Source organism: Pseudomonas sp. MH9.2, assembly GCF_034353875.1.
GTDB lineage: Bacteria > Pseudomonadota > Gammaproteobacteria > Pseudomonadales > Pseudomonadaceae > Aquipseudomonas.
The window spans coordinates 295,297-313,770 of the sequence record NZ_CP133784.1 but is presented as its reverse complement, the minus strand read 5'-3'; the positions used below and the strand labels follow the sequence as shown (position 1 = coordinate 313,770).

Sequence of the window (18,474 nt, the reverse complement as noted above, 5' to 3'; positions counted from 1 at the left end):
TTCAGACCAAGACGAATTTCGGCACAGGGTCTCGGGTCCGCACGGTAAATCAACACTCGGTCGGCCCCAAGGAGGCGGGACGCCTCTGCACAAGCGTCGACCAGGAATCCAACGTCGTCCAATCGATGCCTTTTTCTAGCTCAAATCGACAGACAGGCCCGCGTATCAATATCTGCGTCTGGATGGCCTGCTCAGCGTCGGCGGTATGTCCCCACGGAACCGCGTCCAAGTCTCGTAGTAGACCCGCCAATATGTCCTGATCAAGGCAATCGCCGAATCGAGCGACTAAAAAATGTTTCGCGCGGCGAAATCGAATTCCGGTGCCGATCAGTTGCGCAGCCAAGGGCAATGCGCCACGGCCCGACATAGCAATTTCGGGAGCATGCCGCACGATCATCCCCTGCATTCCTGATAGCGTTGACGATCCTGCCGCCACGACTTGCCGGAGGTCATCCGCCAGGTCTGAGCGTTTGAACAGGCAGGCTGCGATCAGGTCATCGCCGACATTGAAGACGCCCCGCCCGGCAAGTTCAGAAAGCGCCTCTCTTGGCCACTTAGCTGCCACGAAGAGGCTCGCCTGCCGGAGCGACTCATAGCGATCGGACCACAGCCCATCGTCCTTGGACTCCTCATTCAGCCAGTGCGCATACCCGTCAATTAAGCCCCGGCAATAATCGAACCCCCTGCGCAGACAACGCAAGAGCAGACCACGAACGAGTCGGCTGCGCGCTATCGCGGCGACCGTAGACGACATCGGCAGGGCGTGCAAGGCAACGTACTGCGACGCGTCCTCGATCACCGCCCGATGCCGTACCAGCGTGGTGAGTATCGCCTTCCACTCCAGCCCATCGAAACGTTCGGCGAAGCCGTCGACAGCTTCGTTGGCGACATACGAGAAATCGTAAGAGGCGTCGAATAGCAAACGCGTGGCGACCACAAAGTGCCTGAGATCCTCGTAATCCCAGGGATCTGATCCTTGCGCGTTGAGGCGGATGAACAGTGTCCAGGTACCCAGCACTTGCTCGCGCCGGACCGTCAGTGCGGGGAACATCCAAGTGCGAAATCGATCCAGGAATACCTCAAACGCCAGGATCCGCGCGATTTCGCCCCCGGGGCAATCAGGCGGCTCCGTCCACTCTACCGAGATCTGCCGCGGCGTGAACACGTAGCTCGCCTTGTGCGTTCCCATCGGAATCTGGATCTCGAGCAACTCTCGCTCGAAACGCAGAACCTTCGTCGAGCGACTACTAAACGTCGAGCAGAAGTGTTCGAGCGCTTGTACGCGTCGTGGTAGCCCCAGCGTATCAAGCCGTAGTCCCGCTAGGGAGTATTGGTGGAGGAGATTGTGTAGAACGTGCGGATTTTCATACCGCTGCTGCGTCCCGCAGGAAACCACAATGGCGTCAAACTCGAACCGCCAGTTGCGGCCCTGTATCTCGAATGACTCCGGGATCGCTTCACCAGTCCACTGACGCAGCCAAATTTGAAAGCGCTGAAGCACTGCAGCATCGCGCTCAGACAGCGATCCCATGCTCAGAAATCCGATCCACGATTGCATCACCATGAGGTAGCGACGGTAGCTGCTAGCGTCGCCCTCCTCCACCGCGCGCCCTAGCAGCCCTTTCAATGAGGCGTCGTACGTTTCGACTAGCGATCCTCTGATCTGCTCAGCGACGTTAGCCAGACCTGCCTCGTACAGCGCTCCCCGGAGCGTTAGATAGGCATCGTTAAGTTGTTGAGGAAGCCGCGTCGTCGCGTCGCCACCCGACACAATGCCTCTAAACGACGCTACTGACTGCCGGAATGCATCCACCGGCTCAAGGACCGAGGGATTATTGAGAGCCTGCCGCATAATCAGGATCCCGCTTGCGATCGGCAACTCCAATGAGCGTACGGATACCATCGCCTCGACAAACAAGCCGTCTTCAAGATCGTGCGCCAATGCGTCAAGGTAGGAGACGGCGTCGTCCAGCGCATAAACCGGCAGTCGCGCACATTCCATCCTGACGAAGGTCACGCTTTCAAGAACCAACACGGCGTTGTCGCGCCGAAGCGCCGTCAGTTGCACGGCGGCCGAATCGAGCAAGCGGCGCAACGTTTGCGGCGGTACCCAAGACGTCGCCGCTTCACAGTCGAGCAATGCCATGACGATTCGAAGGTCACCACTCGCGACCAACGTGTGTATCACGGAAGTCAGCGCAAATAGTGTGCGTAGTTCGTGCTGCGACTCACCCTGTGACACTTGAACGGCACGTTTGTAATGCCTCGAAAATTCAGTGAGCGTGCAGCATTCGTCAGCATACCCTGGATTCTGTGACCGCCAGATTGCCGCGAGCAGAGAGTGTGACTCCACTACGCCGTCGGCGCGCTGCATCCACCTTGTCGGCATCGGCTGTTCTGTGCAGGCGAACAGCCGCTCCATGACTTCTTTCGCAATCGGCAGATGACGCAACTGGGAAAGGACCTCGATACAGTCTTGCGTCAGCTCGCCGCCCGGTGCCAGCACCTCATCGGTGAAGACAAGAGCACAGTTGTCGGGCAACACCAACTCTCGGCAACGCTCACTCTGAACGGATCGCAGCATCGTCGAGTCGCCGAGAATGCAGGTGCCGCGGTCAAATACAACACAGTCTGCTCCGGCTGGCATGCGTCGAGTGTCCATCCTGACGCAGGTAATTTTCTGCTGACGGAACATGATACCCGCGTGCTCCTCCGCACTGCCTTCGTCCACTATTACCACCGCGACGTCGGCCTGCTCCCGTGCGCTGAGCGCAAGATACCGGCGCCAAGCGCTCATGATATCCGGTGCCACCAATGCGCGGCCCGAGGATTGTGCACCCAGCATCAACAAGCCGGCGTCCACTGCATCGTAGCGCCCGAGCAACGTTTCACGGCATACATCGGTCAACACATCACGGTCGCGAAAGGCATCATCAGGATACGCTGGCCGCACCTGCAGCAGATGCAAGCGTCGCACCGTCGTCGCGCGCAGATGGCGCCCGCGCCAAAGCCTAAGATCTGAGCAAGCCGGACGCAACACCAAAGTCGTCGCTAGCGAGCCAGTATTCTGAGCGCTGGCGAAACCGAAGCCGATAGTATGCGCGACGTTCATCAACCGAGGGTTTCTCGGCATGACGGTGGTCACGGACACGAAGCCAAGTGTCGTCTCGAGGCCCCATTCGCAATCGATCGCTATGAAGTCAAACGTCTGCATCAGCTCGTTACATACAGCCTCCATGCGATCAAGAACTTCCGTTTCCAGATATGGCGAATGATCGTAATCGACATCATCGGAGACATCGATCTTCAGCAGTGGCTGTACGAAGCATGGAATGGCCTCGACATGATCGTAATGCCCCGAAAGTGCAAGCTGCCGTCGTGCATGCTCGGTCGAACCACTCATGGCGACCGCGGCAATGCACTGCATCAGCGCTTGTGGGTCGGGACAGATCAGGCTCTCGTAGCTGCCGGCATTGATGTTATCCGCCAGATCCTCGTTGCCTGCACTACGCACGATCCAGGGCGCTGGCCCACAGACATCCTCCACGCTTCGCGTCAGCCGCGGAAAGGCCCCCTCCAAAGCGGCTACGTAGATCGATACCGCGTCATCCGCCTGTACCACGCCGCCCGCCACTGTGGTCGGCAATGGGGTGATCGGAAAGACGGGCAGGACAAGATTACCCAAGGATTCGATCTTCCTAATGTGCAGGAGCCGATCCACTTTTGGTCCGTAGAGCTGTTCTTCGTCAGTAGTCATGGTTCAGCACGCAAGATTCGATGAATGGGATGGTGCAGCACGGAGGCGGGCCAGCAACTGGGATATATCAACCTCGCTACACTTTCGGTGCAGGTGCGTCGTTAATGGGCCGCGCACTTTCATTTGGGGTCCTCCAAAAATCCACCGCTCTGGTGAGCCCACAACCTTGCGTAAAGACCTCCTTGCGCAAGCAGCGTCGTGTGGTCGCCCTGTTCGATAACATGCCCCTCATCAAGCACGATCAAACGGTCCATCGCCGCGATGGTGGACAGCCGGTGCGCGATCGCGATCACGGTCTTGCCTTCCATTAACCGGTAAAGGCTTTGTTGGATTACGGCTTCGACTTCGGAATCAAGTGCGCTAGTCGCCTCGTCGAGCAGCAGGATCGGTGCGTCCTTCAACATCACCCGCGCAATGCCGATACGCTGACGCTGCCCGCCCGAAAGCTTGACGCCGCGTTCGCCCACATGCGCCTCGTAACCGCAGCGCTTGCCCGCATCGCCGAGATTTTGGATAAACGTGTGTGCCTCTGCGCGCCGGGCAGCCGCTTCGATCTGCGCCGGCGTCGCATCGGGTCTGCCGTAGGAAATGTTGTCGGCTACCGACCGATGCAGCAGCGAGATGTCCTGCGTGACTATGCCGATTTGGCTGCGCAACGAATCCTGCGTAGCGTGTGCGATGTTCTGCCCGTCGATCAGGATGCGACCGCTTTCTAGATCGTGGAATCGCAGCAGCAAGTTTAATAGGGTCGACTTGCCTGCCCCCGATCGGCCAACCAAACCAATCTTTTCACCAGGCCTGACCGTGAGGTCCAGATAGTCGATCACGCGTCGACCGTTTTCGGCGTAGCGGAAGCTCACTCGTTCGAAGCATACCTCCCCACGCGTTGCTACTAGCGCGACGGCGTCAGGTACATCGAGAACCGCAGGTGGGATCGATAGCGTCTCCATGCCGTCCTGCACTGTGCCGACGTTCTCGAACAGGCTGGTCATCTCCCACATGAGCCATTGCGACATACCCTGCAGCCGCAACGCCATAGCGGTGCCGGCGGCAACGGCGCCCACTCCCACTGCACCTTGCGACCACAGCCACAACGCGGTACCCGTCGTGCCAATCGTGAGCCCAATGCTCAGGAGATGGTTGACAATCTCAAAGGCGCTCACTAGCCGCATCTCGCCGTAGCCAGTGCGCATGAATTCGCGCATCGCCTCGTGCGCGAACCCTGCCTCGCGCTGCGTGTGCGAGAACAGTTTGACAGTGGCGATGTTGGTGTAGGCGTCGGTCACGCGTCCCGTCAACAGCGCGCGCGCATCAGCCTGCTCCTTGCCTAACTTGCCAAGGCGAGGCACGAAATAGAACAACGCGGCGACGTAAAGGACGAGCCAGATCAAGAAAGGCCATATCAATTGAGCATCGAGCACGGCAACCAGAATGATCATGGTCGTCACGTATACACTCATAGCGACCATGACGTCGGCCAGCACGAAAATGGTTTCGCGCACGGCAAGTGAGGTTTGCATCACCTTGGCCGTGATACGACCCGCGAACTCATCCTGATAGAAGGCCATGCTCTGCCCCAGCATCAGCCTGTGGAAGTTCCACCGCAGTCGCATGGGCAGGTTCACCGTGAGGGTCTGATGCTTGACAACAGTCTGCAGCGCCACTACTGCGATGCTGGCCACCATTACGGCGACCAGCCAAAGTAATGTCTCGCCGCGCTCGGCCCACAGGCGCGACGGCACCTGAACGCTGAGCCAGTCGACGATGCGTCCGAGCATGCCAATCAGCAGCACATCTAACGCGGACATTATCATCGTAAGTACCGCCATAGCGGCGATCTTGCCGCGTACGCCCTGAGTGCAAGCCCAAAGAAAGGCGAAAAATCCCCGGGGCGGCGGCGATGGCTCGGTGGCGGGGAACGGGTAGAGCATTTTTTCAAAGAAGCCGAGCAAAATATAGCCTCACTGACAGTCCGCGACTGATGCGACACGCCCTACCGGATGGCGGGCGATGCTTTGACATACCAAGACAATGCGATAAATGCGCCGCTTGCGCGTCCGCTCAAGTGCGCCGGTTGTCGATCAACCTGGCTACCTTTTCGAAAGCGGCAGCCACATGTTCCATCGCGCTCGTATCGGCCAACAGCATGCGGTGAGGCAGAGCGATGCAAGACCTGGAAAACTCTTGCGCTATAGGCAATTGATAAAGGGATGGATCGACCGCGTCGGTGAATACCTTGCCCAGCTCGAACCGGTTTCGCGAGAAGGGCTTGTAAAGACGATTATGGTTAAGGGCGCTGTACATCGTCTTGCAGGGCAACCCGATTTCCGCAGACAGCGCCGCAGCGAATCGCTCAGCGCCCTGCGTCTCGACAATCGACTGAGGCAATCGCACTACGTAGGTGTAATACGCCCGCTCCGTGGTCCGAGGGGCAGTAGCCTGTGGCAGGAAACCAAGAGAAACCAGAAAGCTGTCCAAAACGGCGGCATTCCGACGCCTATGTGCCAACTGCTCGTCCAATACCTCCAGTTGCGCCACCAGGATGGCGGCATGAAACTCCGAAAGGCAGTGGTTGTTGCCCATGATCTCCGCGCTCTCGACCAGCGCCATCTCGTCCATTCCAGGCGGCTGCACGGAGAGCGTTCGGCCGTCGGCGCGTAGATGCTCCAGGCGACGTGCGAGACCCGGGTTGTCAGTAATCACCGCCCCACCCTCACCGCTCGTCAGCAGCTTGCTGTGCTGCATCGAAAAAGTACCTGCCGCGCCGAAGCAACCCACATGCCGACCGGCGTATCGGGCGCCATGTGCCTGTGCGCAATCTTCGATCAATGGAATGGAGTGCGCCTGGGCGATCGCCACTAGGCGATCCAAGTCGGCGACAGCCGATCCAAGATGTACCACAGTTATCGCTCGCGTACGCGATGTGATTGCGTGCTCAACTGCCACTGGATCCAGGCAACCGGTCTTGGACTCCACGTCGGTTAAGACGGGGATAGCATTGATCCCGAGTACCGCAGACGCTGATGTGACCCAGCTCACACCTGGCACGATCACCTCGTCGTATGCCCCGACCTCGCAGGCCTCCAACGCCATGCTCAAGCTGGCGGTGCCCGTCGAGGACGGTACGCAGTACCCGGCGCCGGTGTAAACGGCAAACTCCTGTCCGAAACGCTCTTCCCAAGACGGCTGCCCACGGTATTGACCACTGACGGACCATCGATGGCTGCCCAGCACGGCATTAACATTACGCTGCGTGCTCTCAGTGCTCTGCGGCCAATTGGGCCAATTCCCATCGTAGACCTTAGTCCCGCCGTAAATGGCTAGTTTTTCCAACATTGATGCCTCCGTCAATCAGGGTTAATTCGGTTTGTCCAAGACAGCCACGGGACTTGGCCAGCAGTTGTTCCGGATCATTTTTTTGCTAGAGCGAATTCATTTCACGCGGCGCCAAAGGCGTTCCGCATATCGTGCGGTGCCGATGCCGACACGGCCGGCATGTAGCAGCATCTCAGCGATGGTGGATGCACTGGTCTGCGAGCAGTAGCCCCACATATCCTCGTATTTGCTTTCCAAAACAACTTCGATGTCGGCCGTTATGGCCGGTGTTAGGCCCTGAACGGCAAGTTGTCTTTCAAGTTCGGGAAGCGGCAAGCTTGAGCTGTAGGGAATGTCTTCGTAGTAGAGAACTTCGACGTGATGCAGCCCATCTGCGGCAATTCGTACGATCTGATGATCGACATGCCCGCCAAGCCCGCACGGAGCAAGCACGACCTGAGGCATCCGACGCGCCACAGCGTTACGGATCAAGCTCACGACGCTCTCGGTCCTGGGATCATCGGTGGCGGCGATGCTAAGTTCCGTAGCGTTGTCATATCCCATCACAAAGCTGTCCGGGCAGGGCAGAAGGTAGTAATCGATCCGCCGTCGCGCGCAATACGCACGATCCTCTCGCTCACGTTCCGCCGATATCGCATCTGCGGATTTCTCGCACGAAGCTTGCGGCAGTGCCCAACCGCTGTGGCCGAAGATTGTCATGAGACAGAGATCCGCTCGCATGGAAAGCCGCGCAACGATGCCGCCTATGGAATAGGCAACATCATCCGCGTGCGGTGATAGCAGCAGGATTCGCCTGCCCATCATCGACTCCAGGGATGACGGGATCATTGCTCCTCCTTGATCCAACGCAGCGCTTCTTCGATAGAAACGATATCGTTGGCTCCGTCTATCATCCGAAATGCTGCCTGGAAGCGCCGCTGCCGGCTGATCGACGCGGGGTCGCCTCTTCCGAACTGTTGCGAAGTGGCAGTGAGCGCTTTTTCGAAACGCTCGAGCAATTCGTCAAGCACGTCGCCGGTCGCGAGCGAGACAGCCTGATTGTCCCCTTCGTATAGAAGTAATCCCGCCACGGCGCAATTCGTGTATAGGGCTTGGTCCAAGGCATCGGTGGCCCCCACTATTTGCAGCATTGGACCATCGCCGTAGATCATGATCGGCAGCTCCCTGCGCTGCACGATATTACGCATCCCCGCAGCCAGGGTGGCTCCGCACTGGACCAATCGCTGGTAACCGTCGTGACTGGCCATATAGTCCAGTGTGGCCAATGCGGCCACGATCGGGATCGTGTCAAAGTACGCGGTATAGGTAAACTCCTTCGCCGCGGCCATCACATCGGATCGACCCACCAGGCATGACAGTCGGTGGCCATTCGCCAATCCTTTGGCGAAGGTATACAGATCTGCATGGAAGCCGACCGTCCCAGGAAATCGGGAAGCGCGCACCGAGCGGTAGCCTTGCTTGACGTCGTCACAACACAGCAACACCCCCTCATGCCGAGCGATCTGCGCCAGACGACGAAGTGTCTCCGGCTGCAAGTGGACGTAGTCGGGCGACAAAATAACCAAGGCTATTTGTCCGCGATGCCGTTCGAGCACCTGTTCCAGCAGTTCCGGCACAAAGTAGAAGTCAACGACTCCACTAGCATTGGCTTCCAGCGAGTGGTCGCTGCTGGCCCAGTAGTCGCCCCAGCCGTGGTAACCCGCACTCGCAATGAAGTGCCGACCCGAGAATTGCCGCGCAGCCTGAACGGCGGCCCGGCAGGCTTCCGTCCCCGTACTGAATAGGGCAAGCCGCGCATCGTCCATTCCAAGATCGTCGATGATCCGATTGGTGAGCGCCTCATGCAGATTGCTCCAGCAGGTCGCCGATGCCTGCCTGCTTTGTAAATGGCGCGTAATCGCTGAGTTCACTACTGGGTGGTGATGCCCGAGAGTAACGCTGCCTTTGCCATTCATTAGGTCGATATATTGCTTGCCGTCCGAGAGGGTCACTGTGGCGCCACTGGAACTGATGGCTCGTAGCCTGGGCTGTGCGGTATAGATGTCGGTAACGATGTGTTGAGGTCTGTCCATGTCATGTCACTTCCATGAAGGTGTGTCGATCTCGGCCAACTCGGAAGTTGTCCTTATCAATTGATGGAAATCGTCACAAAGTGTGATGCGCCCCTTGTCGCTAGGCACTCTCACGCTGCGTACCCGAGACTCGACGATTATCAGAGCAGCTAGTGACAAGCTCTCCCGAACGCTTGACCAGGCAAGACCGCACAGTAATGCGAGCTGCCCAGCGTCTTCGATAGACAAGCGATTTTCGAGAATGAAAGCTGCCAATTCCAGCTCGAGAAAGCTGATGTCGCCCCAGCTCGCTTCCAGTTGAAAACGATGAAGATTTCCGTGTTGGTCAACCTGCCAATGCCAACCGCCACTGCTATAACGCAGCGACGAACGGAATGCCCTTCCTGCCCGTCCCGGCCACGGTACCGGCGCCGCTAGAAACGCGCTTAGTGGCTCAGATATCTCCTGCAGTGGATCGTAACCGCACCGGTTCCGCATGGCGCCTGCCATAGCTGACCAGCGCGGACCAAGTGCCATTGCCACGGGGCTGTGGTGTGCATGGGCAATGGTTTCGCATGTTGGGGCAGCCAGCCAGTTCGCCGCTTGAAGCAGTAGGTCGGCTCGTCTCGACGGGCTCGCGGCATGAAACTGCTCTTGGAATGATAGTGTGGGCCCGATGTCGACGGTAATGGCATAACCGTCAACTAGCCAGGCTGTACCCGTGGCGCCCATCCTCCGCACGCGTTCGAACTCCGCACGTCCGAACACACCCTCACCGATGAAACGCAGATGTAACAGCGCATCACCATCAGGTCCGAGAATTTCGATCGGAGTCTTGCGTGGGTTTACCAAAGGCCGATGCCCATTCAGGACCCGTGGATCGTTCCACGGGAGCCAAGCGCGACCGCGCCCGTAAAGCGCCTCACCTTGTGGGCACCGGAAGTGCAGTCGCGCCTGGGCAGGGAACGCAGGTATGCCCGCTACGTCTCGCAGTCGTGCGATGAATTCGGATTGTTCATCAGGCAGCAAGCATTCCCAAAGCCGTGGTGCACGCGAGTCGCGGATCACATAGGCAGGTGGGTGTGACGGCATCGGATGCGCCGCCGGGCCACGCCAAAGCTTTCCGACGCTCGAAAACCATAGATCGACGCCGGGCTCGCGCAACCGCGCTGCTACACGTTCCATAGTAGCCCCGGTATCCGGCCGATCGTCCACCACCACGACTACTGGGGCGAATCGATGTTTCAACCAGGCAAGAGCGGCTTCCAAACCATCAGCCGTTGCGCATCCTTCCCGTGGCCGCACCGTACACCAATGCACATCGGCGACGCCCAATCCGGTCAGCACTGCCTTCCAGAGCGGAGCTAGATATGTTCCACCGGTGCGTATCCCGACAATCAGGAAGGCCCGATCAAGACGCACCTGCGCGGTCAATCGGTCGACGTCGCCGGCAATCAACGCGAGATCGGCAAGGTCATAGCCGCAGCACTCCGGCACCGGCAGGTGGAGCACTTTGCTCAGGAAATCGGCCGATGAGTTTACATGGAGCGCGACAATCGCAGATGCGATGTGATCGATGTCTTCGGACGCAGCCGCTATCCGCCCCTGCATCATCTGCGCGGCGCAATCGGCTTCACATTCGGCGCGACGAAGCTGCTCTTCGAGCTCTTCTATCGTCGTATCGCCGAGCACGCCGTTCAGTTTTCCCACAGCAAGCAGGTCGGCCCAGAATTGCACGCTGGCGCAGGCCACCAGGTATCGGTCAACGGTTCCTGGGGCGGCTGCCGTACGCAGGTCACTCAGAACTCGCCCAGTATCGATGCGCATCAGTCCCAAAGGGCCCGCTTGGACAGGCTGGTTGTTCATAGTTATCGCACCTACCGAGATCCGTGTGCGCGTAGATCGCGAACCACCGACGGAGTTAGAGATTGGCCCGCCATGGGCCAGCACATGTGAGGCCCACTTGTCACTGACGACTTTCCTCTACGGCGATATCCTTGACCCCCGCTAAGCAATCCTCAATGCAAGACTGAATTAGTGAGGCGTCGACCAGTATCAAAGGCCTACCAATCGGTCCGGCCGGAACCCCCAGACCGTCAAGCAGGATCATGGCAACCTGGTCAGGACGAGTGCAGACATAGCCTCGCTTGTTGTCCATGCGCACCAGCGCCATCACTGCGGCAACAGTAACTCCGACCGGTAACCGAACTGTCAGCCCGTTACGTCTGAGTAGCCGATGATGAAGACTCCGGTCTGCTTCGCTCAGCCGCCCTAAGCGACTGGCAACTTCCGCCGCCACGATCATTCCGAGACCGACGGCTTCACCATGCGGTACTCGACCCTCAGCAGCCAGTTCGATTGCGTGGCCGACCGTGTGGCCATACTCAAACACAAGGGCCTCTTTGCGTTCGCATTTGTCGGCCTTCATCACCTTTTGCTTTGCAAGCAAACCTGCCTCGACAATGACCATGAGTTCCGTATCGGAATAATTTGCGTCCTGCTTCAATCCACTTTCGAGCAGCGGGATGTTCTCGGTTGCCACGGTCAATGCGTTCTTGATGATCTCGTACATGCCAGACCGGATTTGCGTCGACGGCAACGTCCGCAAAAAATTAAGGTCAATCAAAACAGCTGTAGGCTTGTGAAAGCAGCCCAGCAAATTTTTGCCTACAGAGAGATTCACTGCCTGTTTGAGCGAGGCTACTGAATCCGCTGCCGCAATTAATGTCGTCGGCACATGTACGAAGCGAATGCCGCGAAACAGCAACGCGGCTGTTAATCCTGAGAGATTTCCGATGACCCCGCCACCCACCGCGACGATGACACTTCCCCGGTCGATACCACCTTTCACCATCTCTCGAGCAAGATACTCGACAGTTTCCAAGGATTTGAATGATTCGCCGTTGTCGATGACCCAAAGGCTCGCAGGAGTTTGAGTCGAAAGCTGTTCGAACAATATGCCCGCATGCAATTGACTGACTGTTCTATCGGTAATTAAGTGATAGCTTGAGGCGCTGAGTTCACGCAAGTTCGATATAATTTTATCCATACATCGAACGCCAATCCATACCGGATAGCACTCATCTTCGAATTGAAGTCGCACGTTACGCATAAGACTCTCTCAGTTATACAAGAGCGTTGATAGCAACCTGGCGCTCATCGCCATCGCTCTAGCCAACACGACCATAGGTTTCTGCCCGCAAAATATATGACATCACGGAACCCCGACGCACCAATCATAGCCATGCGGCAAGCGCGTCACGCATAAGAAAATCAAGCTTAATGAACCAAACTTTGCCCTTCGCTCATGTGCGCCGCGCCGAACAAGGCACGAACACTTGGATATCAATATAGTTGTTTTTTTGATGCCGTCAACAAGTTAACGCAGTAAGTTTAAGTTGCTGAATGACTGGCACTTATTTAATATTTGTAAAGCCAAAAATCTTGAAAAAGAAGTTTCCTACAAGCTTTCAGGAAAAACATTACCGATCTACTTTTTGCAAAAATAAAATTTGCACTTTGATATTTTCCGCGCGCAGTTTCTCTGCTAGGGTAACTTTGCTTGAGCGATATGACGCACTTGCTTTCAAAGGCATTAGTTGTTTTTTTTATGACAAGCCCAGTGCAATGCGCGATGGGGCAGAGCCAACCCATAGGCGGGCAACTGCGCGCCTGCAATTCATTTACTGTAAAGAGCAGATCATTCACTTGATAGGAAGGCGACATATCTGCGCGCCTCCATGTAACCACCTCAGAGGGCGATCCATAACGATGATTTATTCATTAGAGCCGTATGCCGAAGACCGTCCGCTCGGTACGTCCCATGCACATGGGCTGCAGTCAAATACCCTATTAGATGATCCTTTCGACGTGGTCATCATTGGTAGTGGGGCCGCTGGTGCGGTTGCTGCCGACACCTTCGTTCGAGCCGGGCTTCGCACCCTCTTGCTGGAGGAAGGAGCGAGACTTAAGACCAGTGCAAAGAACGCGGACGTTGACGCGCAGGCCGAGCACGCATTGGCGGGCAATTCCGAGCAAGGATGGAATCCACGTGGATGGCCATGGAGCACGCGCAATCTTGGTGGCGGTACGGTTTTCTACGGCGGTGCCTCGTTTCGGTATACCGATTTCGATTTCGACCCCAGCGAGCGCATCCGTGTCGAGGGACTACCGGTGAAATGGCCCATCGACGCTTCCGATCTCGCTCCTTTTTACAGCGAGATAGAGTCGATTCTTTCCATTGACCATGCTGGGTTCGAGTGTAGGCGAAGACAAGCTCCAAATACGTTGAGCCTGCCCGCGGAACATCTGTGGGAAGGGGCGCTCCGCCTCGGCCTGTCCCCTCGCCCTACTCCCGTAGCGATCGACCGCAGCCGCTGCGACCACTGCTCCTTATGTATCACGGCACAATGCACTCGCGGCGCTAAGCGCGATGTGGTGAATTCCCTACTCGGCCCATTGGCCGATATGCCCAACCTGCTGCTGCTAACCGGCGTGAAGGCCGTTGCACTAACGCAGGAAAAATGCAATCGCGCCAGCGCGGTGCGGTGCATGGACACCGCAACTGGTCAAATTCGTTCCATCCGTGGACACCGTTTTGTGCTGGCCTGCAATGCAATTCAAACTGCCGCGCTACTGCTGCGCTCGATCACGCCCTATGCGCCGAGGGGTCTTGGCAATGAGCACGATATAGTAGGTCGGGGCCTTTGCATGAAACTCAGCGAGTATTCACAGGGTGTGGTGCATGCAGAACGGCAACGAATCGACGATCATCCAATAGGTTATCGCGGTCCGTTCTCGACGGTCTGCGCGCTTGACCATTATCTGGACGAGCGCTGTCCGACCGGTGTCGGCGGACTAATCTACGAAGCCAAGCACGACGACTGGAGCCTTCTGCAGGGCGATGGTTTGGTACTACGTGTGGAAACCGTTCTTGCTGACCATCCATCTCTCGGGAATCGGATCCGGCTCTCCAGTAATACGGACTCATGGGGCCTGCCGCGTTTGATGATTGACTACACGACGAATCCACAGGATCTGGCTCGCCTAGCTTATATGGTGGAGCGCTCAGCCGACTGGCTCAAGGCCTCCGGCGCGCGGAATATTCAACATGAGGCCTCGAACTTCGCGATGGGCAGCACTCACCTACACGGCACCTGCCGCGCGGGTGACGATCCGCGAACGTCCGTGGTAGATCGGGATGGCAAGCTCCATTCGCTGGATAACGTCTACGTTGTGGACGGTAGCTACATGCCCTACCCCGGTGGAGTAAATCCCACTCTGACGATCCAGGCCAACGCCTTGAGAATTGCTCGTCAGATCGCCCGCGACGCAACGGGTCATACGAGCGCCTCGTGAGCACTACAGCCCTTCCCTAACTGAAGTTCAATCAGAAGGTGACCACACTCATGACACCCCACTTCATTCGCCAACTCGTCATTCACACGATCTGCAACGTGACCGGCGAAACCCCAAAAGATGTTACTGCCCTCGACAGGATTGAATTGAATACACGTGACTGGGAGCAGGTCTTCAGCCGGCTGGAAGCGACGCTCGACATCCAGATCGGTATGTTGACTTCGGCCGAACGATCGATCTCCATCGACGCGTTGATGCGTGTACTGCACGCCAGGCTAACAGACGAAATCATAACCTGACGTATCTGCACTCTCGAACTGCCCTCGGCCCTAATTCATTTACCAAAGGCCTGATTCATATGAAAGTTTTGAAGCTGACACCCTTTTTTCATCATCCGGATGCTGACTCGTGGCCAGCGGCGTACGACTCGGTGGGAGGTATGCAGGTTCAGACCTGGCGACAAGCAGTTTGGCTCGCTCAGGAAGGTATCCATCAACATGTCATGACCATTGGCTTCCCCGGACTGCCCAAGCTGCGACAGTTGCATCCGCTTCTGTGGGTGGAGCGCATGCTACTACCCATGCCGCAGATACGGTCCGAATTCAGCGGTTTGATAGGGCTGACTCAGTCGTGGGCCGTGGCAACACTGTCTGCGCTGCTCCGAAAACGGCGTACGCATGATTTCGATGTCATTCATTCGCACCTCGACGGACAAATTCCGGCGCTGCTGGTCGCTTGTTTAGCGCCTCGATTGCTACGACGCCCGTTAATCCTGACGGTTCATTGCTCTCGTCTTGCGGTTTACACGCCGCATTCCTGGCTAGACATGCTTCAGCACCGCTTGGCCCGGTGGCTGGAACGCAAAGCCGTGCACACGGCCTTCGCGGTAGTCGCCCTGACCCAACGAACCGCCTCTCAATTCACTCGCGATGCTCGTCATGTCGAGATCGTTCCCGACGTGGTCGACACCACGCAATTTGCGCCGCCACCGCAAGATGACGTAACTGCGTTCCGCAAACGTCATAATCTACGACGGCAAACGGTGGGCTTTGTCGGCCGCATCGCGAAAGAAAAGGGATGGCAGCATCTCATCCCGCTCGCTCAAGCACTTCGCGAGCAAGAGTGCGAGCTTCTGATAGTCGGCGACGGGACACAACGGGGTCGGCTGCGGCATGCCATTGACAAGGCCGGACTGCAGGACTGGGTGACCGTTACGGGCTTCATCCCCAATCATGAGGTGCCTTTGGCGATGGCGGCCTGCCGTCTGATCGTGATGCCGTCAGCGTATGAAGAGTTCGGGGGAGCCAGCATTAAAGCGCTGGCTACAGGGGTCCCGGTAGTGGCTTTTGCCGTTGGCGGCCTTCCGGAAATTCTAGGCGGCATTACTCCCGACCTGCTGATCGAACCGGAGAATACGCCCGAACTGATTGCACGAGTCAATGCGGTGCTGGCCGGGCGCCATTCGCAAAGTATCGATCCGGCTCGGTTGCGTGCCTATGTTGAGAAACGTTATGCCCCGTCCGCAATGGGCGCCCGAATCGTGAATCTATACCGGTTGGCGCTAATCAACTCTACGAAACCTGTCATACCGTGAGTGCCCGGCGCTGCGCAGCATCGGCAACGGCTTGCCCAACGGAAAACGACCCGCCACGGAGGATTCTCGATGTCGCTGATTCACCTTCCCAACACCGCTTCAGCATCGGAAGTGGTGCGGTGCTTGCGCGAGCACGGCTATGCCATCGTTGACAAACTCGTGCCCAGCACCGCTATGGATCGCATCGCCGAAGAACTCGAACCCTACACGTCAGTGACGCCTTTCGGGCCAGACGGCATTCTCGGCAGACGAACCAAACGCACCGGCGGCCTAATTGCGCGATCTACGGGGGCGCGTGAGTTGATCCTCAATCCGACTATTCTTGAGACTACACGGCGCTTTCTCTCTCACGCTACGACGTTTCAGATCCATTGCACGCAGGTCGTGTCCATTCATCCTGGCGCAAGAGCACAGACGCTGCATCAAGACGAGGTGGCCTGGGACATGTTCCCCTTTCCCCACGACTATCACGTGCAATGCAACACGTTATGGGCCATGACCGACTACTCAGAGAAGATGGGCGCCACGCGCATCGTACCCGGCAGTCACCGAGCGGGGCGCAGCGTCGAGTTTGATATTGCGGCCAGCTTTCCTGCGGAGATGGAAAAGGGATCAGTGCTCGTCTACGACGGAAAGGTGTATCACGGCGGCGGAGCCAATCGCTCCGACCGAGTTCGGTCGGCCATCAACCTGACTTATGCGCTCGGCTGGCTTCGGCAAGAGGAGAACCAGTTCCTGTCCTGTCCGCTGGAAATTGCCCGTACGCTACCAGACGAATTGCTGCGTCTTATGGGCTATCAGTGCGGAGCGTTCGCCCTGGGCTACGTCCACGGGTTCGAGGATCCGATGACTGTGTTAGGGCGGAGTCAACCCGGCAAACTCGTGGGCGCGGAGTTGATGCTGAAGGCCGAGCAGAACGAGGATCGCAGGTCTTTCCTGCGGGAAGCAAAATTCGATTGAGGAGCGTTTGGGAAGCGAGCATGAACGTCCCTGATGGGGGGACGGCACCACTTCTTCCTCCAATGGCCAGCGCTGCCGCGCAGGCGGTCGAGGCGAAAGCACTGGGCACGTCAACCCGAAGTACGGCAACGAACCTGGGCGTCTCCTCTATATCCATATCTCCGACCAGTGCGCGCCGTTCAGCACCCATGTGGTGAATGTCGGCGTGCGGGATTCGACCTACATGCTCGATGGCTTGCTGTATCACGAGTCAGATCTATGGATCGAGGAGCACTACACCGACACCGCAGGCTTCACCGATCACGTCTTCGCCCTGATACACCTGCTAGGCTTTCGTTTTGCACCGCGTATCCGCGACCTCGGCGACACCAAGTTGTATGTGCCAAAAACTGTCCAGGACTACCCGACACTGCGCCCAATGATCGGCGGCACCCTGAACATCAAGCACGTCCGCGCCCACTGGGACGAAATTCTACGTGGCCACCTCAATTAAGCAGGGTACAGTCACCGCCTCGCTGATACTGCGAAAGCTGGGCAGCTATCCACACCAGAACGGCCTGGCCATAGCATTGGGTGAGCTGGGTCGACGAGGCTGCGCACTGCGTTTTACATGCCTGGCATTGTCGCGATGCGGTACATCCCGGCGGTAAAAACATTAGCAGACCGCCTGAAAGCCAGAGGCAAAGCCCCGAAACAGATTGTCTGCGCGGCGATGCGTAAGCTGCCGCATATCGTTTATGACGTGCTTAAGTCAAGGAAGCCGTTTGACCCAAAGCTGGCGCTTGCTCATTGAGGGTCAAGACGGTATCTACAGGGGCAGCGACGGCACCCCCAGCTCTCAGGGAACCCTAGTTAACGATTCAATATGACAATACTCGGCCCCTAACGCTGAGGCCAGTTGCACCGCTCGCCCCAGGCGAATCGGCCCCTGCTCTATGTCTATCAGCAGGCTCGGGCAACTCAGCTCAGGCACAACCGGCAGAGCCTTGATGCGGCCATCTGTCAACAGCAACAGGCGTTGCTGTTCGGTCGGGTGCTGTTTTTGACGCAAAGTGAGCCAGTGTGCAGCTTGTTCCAGTGCGTCGAGCAGCGGCGTGCCACCCCCCGCGCCCAGTGCGTTAAGCCAGGGCAGTAGTGCGGCGGATGCTTTGAGGCCTTGATGTTGCCAGTGCGGGGCATTGCCGCTGGCGGTGAGCAATGCCAAGCGGACGCGGCGACGGTAAGCATCATCGAACAGCTGACTCAACAGACCTTTGGCCTGACTCAAGGCCTGATAGCGCCGGGTCGAGGCGGATGCATCGACAATGACCAGCCATAGCGCCTGAGGACGACTGCTACGCGGCTTTCGAATCAGGTCTTTGCGCCGTTTAGGGCGTCCGCGCAACAGGGTCGGCAACCAATCGATGGCGCCACCGGAC

At 57.7% G+C, this 18,474-nt stretch carries 12 protein-coding genes and 1 pseudogene; 5 read left to right on the top strand and 8 right to left on the bottom strand.

The genetic code is table 11. From position 1 onward, the window contains the following. Nucleotides 1-49: 49 nt before the first annotated feature. The 7 genes from RHM55_RS01450 to RHM55_RS01420 form a co-directional block, all read right to left on the bottom strand. Complete coding sequence (locus tag RHM55_RS01450; RefSeq protein WP_322179176.1) at nucleotides 50-3,757, bottom strand: hypothetical protein; 3,708 nt, start codon at nucleotides 3,755-3,757, stop codon at nucleotides 50-52. A 119-nt stretch (nucleotides 3,758-3,876) separates the two neighbouring features. Further along, nucleotides 3,877-5,709 carry an ABC transporter ATP-binding protein gene (locus RHM55_RS01445; protein ID WP_322179175.1) on the bottom strand — a complete coding sequence of 611 codons (1,833 nt, stop codon included), beginning with the start codon at nucleotides 5,707-5,709 and terminating at the stop codon, nucleotides 3,877-3,879. Nucleotides 5,710-5,818: 109 nt separating this feature from the next. After that, nucleotides 5,819-7,093 carry a DegT/DnrJ/EryC1/StrS family aminotransferase gene (locus RHM55_RS01440; protein ID WP_322179174.1) on the bottom strand — a complete coding sequence of 425 codons (1,275 nt, stop codon included), beginning with the start codon at nucleotides 7,091-7,093 and terminating at the stop codon, nucleotides 5,819-5,821. Nucleotides 7,094-7,189: 96 nt separating this feature from the next. Further along, nucleotides 7,190-7,921, bottom strand: a complete 732-nt coding sequence (locus RHM55_RS01435) for a PIG-L deacetylase family protein (RefSeq protein ID WP_322179173.1) — start codon at nucleotides 7,919-7,921, stop codon at nucleotides 7,190-7,192. Further along, nucleotides 7,918-9,165 (bottom strand): aminotransferase class III-fold pyridoxal phosphate-dependent enzyme, encoded by a 1,248-nt coding sequence (locus tag RHM55_RS01430; protein WP_322179172.1) that lies wholly within the window; start codon nucleotides 9,163-9,165, stop codon nucleotides 7,918-7,920. The genes RHM55_RS01435 and RHM55_RS01430 overlap by 4 nt, the downstream gene beginning before the upstream one ends. Before the next feature lie 6 nt (nucleotides 9,166-9,171). Next, nucleotides 9,172-10,881 (bottom strand): hypothetical protein, encoded by a 1,710-nt coding sequence (locus tag RHM55_RS01425; protein ID WP_322179171.1) that lies wholly within the window; start codon nucleotides 10,879-10,881, stop codon nucleotides 9,172-9,174. A 229-nt stretch (nucleotides 10,882-11,110) separates the two neighbouring features. Next, nucleotides 11,111-12,193, bottom strand: coding sequence for a 2-deoxy-scyllo-inosose synthase (locus RHM55_RS01420; protein ID WP_322179170.1), 1,083 nt, complete (start codon nucleotides 12,191-12,193; stop codon nucleotides 11,111-11,113). A gap of 356 nt (nucleotides 12,194-12,549) precedes the next feature. Here RHM55_RS01420 and RHM55_RS01415 point away from each other — a divergent pair, with 356 nt between their 5' ends. The 5 genes and pseudogenes from RHM55_RS01415 to RHM55_RS01395 all read left to right on the top strand — a co-directional run. Then, entirely contained in the window at nucleotides 12,550-14,502 is a 1,953-nt protein-coding gene (locus tag RHM55_RS01415) for a GMC family oxidoreductase (RefSeq protein ID WP_322179169.1), read from the top strand. A gap of 50 nt (nucleotides 14,503-14,552) precedes the next feature. Continuing rightward, nucleotides 14,553-14,801 (top strand): DUF6137 domain-containing protein, encoded by a 249-nt coding sequence (locus tag RHM55_RS01410; protein WP_322179168.1) that lies wholly within the window; start codon nucleotides 14,553-14,555, stop codon nucleotides 14,799-14,801. A 59-nt stretch (nucleotides 14,802-14,860) separates the two neighbouring features. Next, nucleotides 14,861-16,096, top strand: a complete 1,236-nt coding sequence (locus RHM55_RS01405) for a glycosyltransferase (protein ID WP_322179167.1) — start codon at nucleotides 14,861-14,863, stop codon at nucleotides 16,094-16,096. Nucleotides 16,097-16,165: 69 nt separating this feature from the next. Beyond that, nucleotides 16,166-17,056, top strand: coding sequence for a phytanoyl-CoA dioxygenase family protein (locus RHM55_RS01400; RefSeq protein WP_322179166.1), 891 nt, complete (start codon nucleotides 16,166-16,168; stop codon nucleotides 17,054-17,056). 34 nt (nucleotides 17,057-17,090) lie between these two features. Next, nucleotides 17,091-17,643: pseudogene (locus RHM55_RS01395) on the top strand (Tn3 family transposase); the annotation flags it as partial. 251 nt (nucleotides 17,644-17,894) lie between these two features. Here the strand turns inward: RHM55_RS01395 and RHM55_RS01390 are convergent. After that, entirely contained in the window at nucleotides 17,895-18,461 is a 567-nt protein-coding gene (locus tag RHM55_RS01390) for a vWA domain-containing protein (protein WP_322182679.1), read from the bottom strand. Nucleotides 18,462-18,474: the final 13 nt, after the last annotated feature.

Bases quoted from the DNA above. Each gene is read 5' to 3' on its own strand.
- RHM55_RS01405 (WP_322179167.1), top strand. From the start codon at position 14,861: ATGAAAGTTTTGAAGCTGACACCCTTTTTTCATCATCCGGATGCTGAC.
- RHM55_RS01430 (WP_322179172.1), bottom strand. From the start codon at position 9,165: ATGGACAGACCTCAACACATCGTTACCGACATCTATACCGCACAGCCC.
- RHM55_RS01420 (WP_322179170.1), bottom strand. From the start codon at position 12,193: ATGGATAAAATTATATCGAACTTGCGTGAACTCAGCGCCTCAAGCTAT.
- RHM55_RS01415 (WP_322179169.1), top strand. From the start codon at position 12,550: ATGACTGGCACTTATTTAATATTTGTAAAGCCAAAAATCTTGAAAAAG.
- RHM55_RS01435 (WP_322179173.1), bottom strand. From the start codon at position 7,921: ATGATCCCGTCATCCCTGGAGTCGATGATGGGCAGGCGAATCCTGCTG.
- RHM55_RS01400 (WP_322179166.1), top strand. From the start codon at position 16,166: ATGTCGCTGATTCACCTTCCCAACACCGCTTCAGCATCGGAAGTGGTG.
- RHM55_RS01410 (WP_322179168.1), top strand. From the start codon at position 14,553: ATGACACCCCACTTCATTCGCCAACTCGTCATTCACACGATCTGCAAC.
- RHM55_RS01450 (WP_322179176.1), bottom strand. From the start codon at position 3,757: ATGACTACTGACGAAGAACAGCTCTACGGACCAAAAGTGGATCGGCTC.
- RHM55_RS01440 (WP_322179174.1), bottom strand. From the start codon at position 7,093: ATGTTGGAAAAACTAGCCATTTACGGCGGGACTAAGGTCTACGATGGG.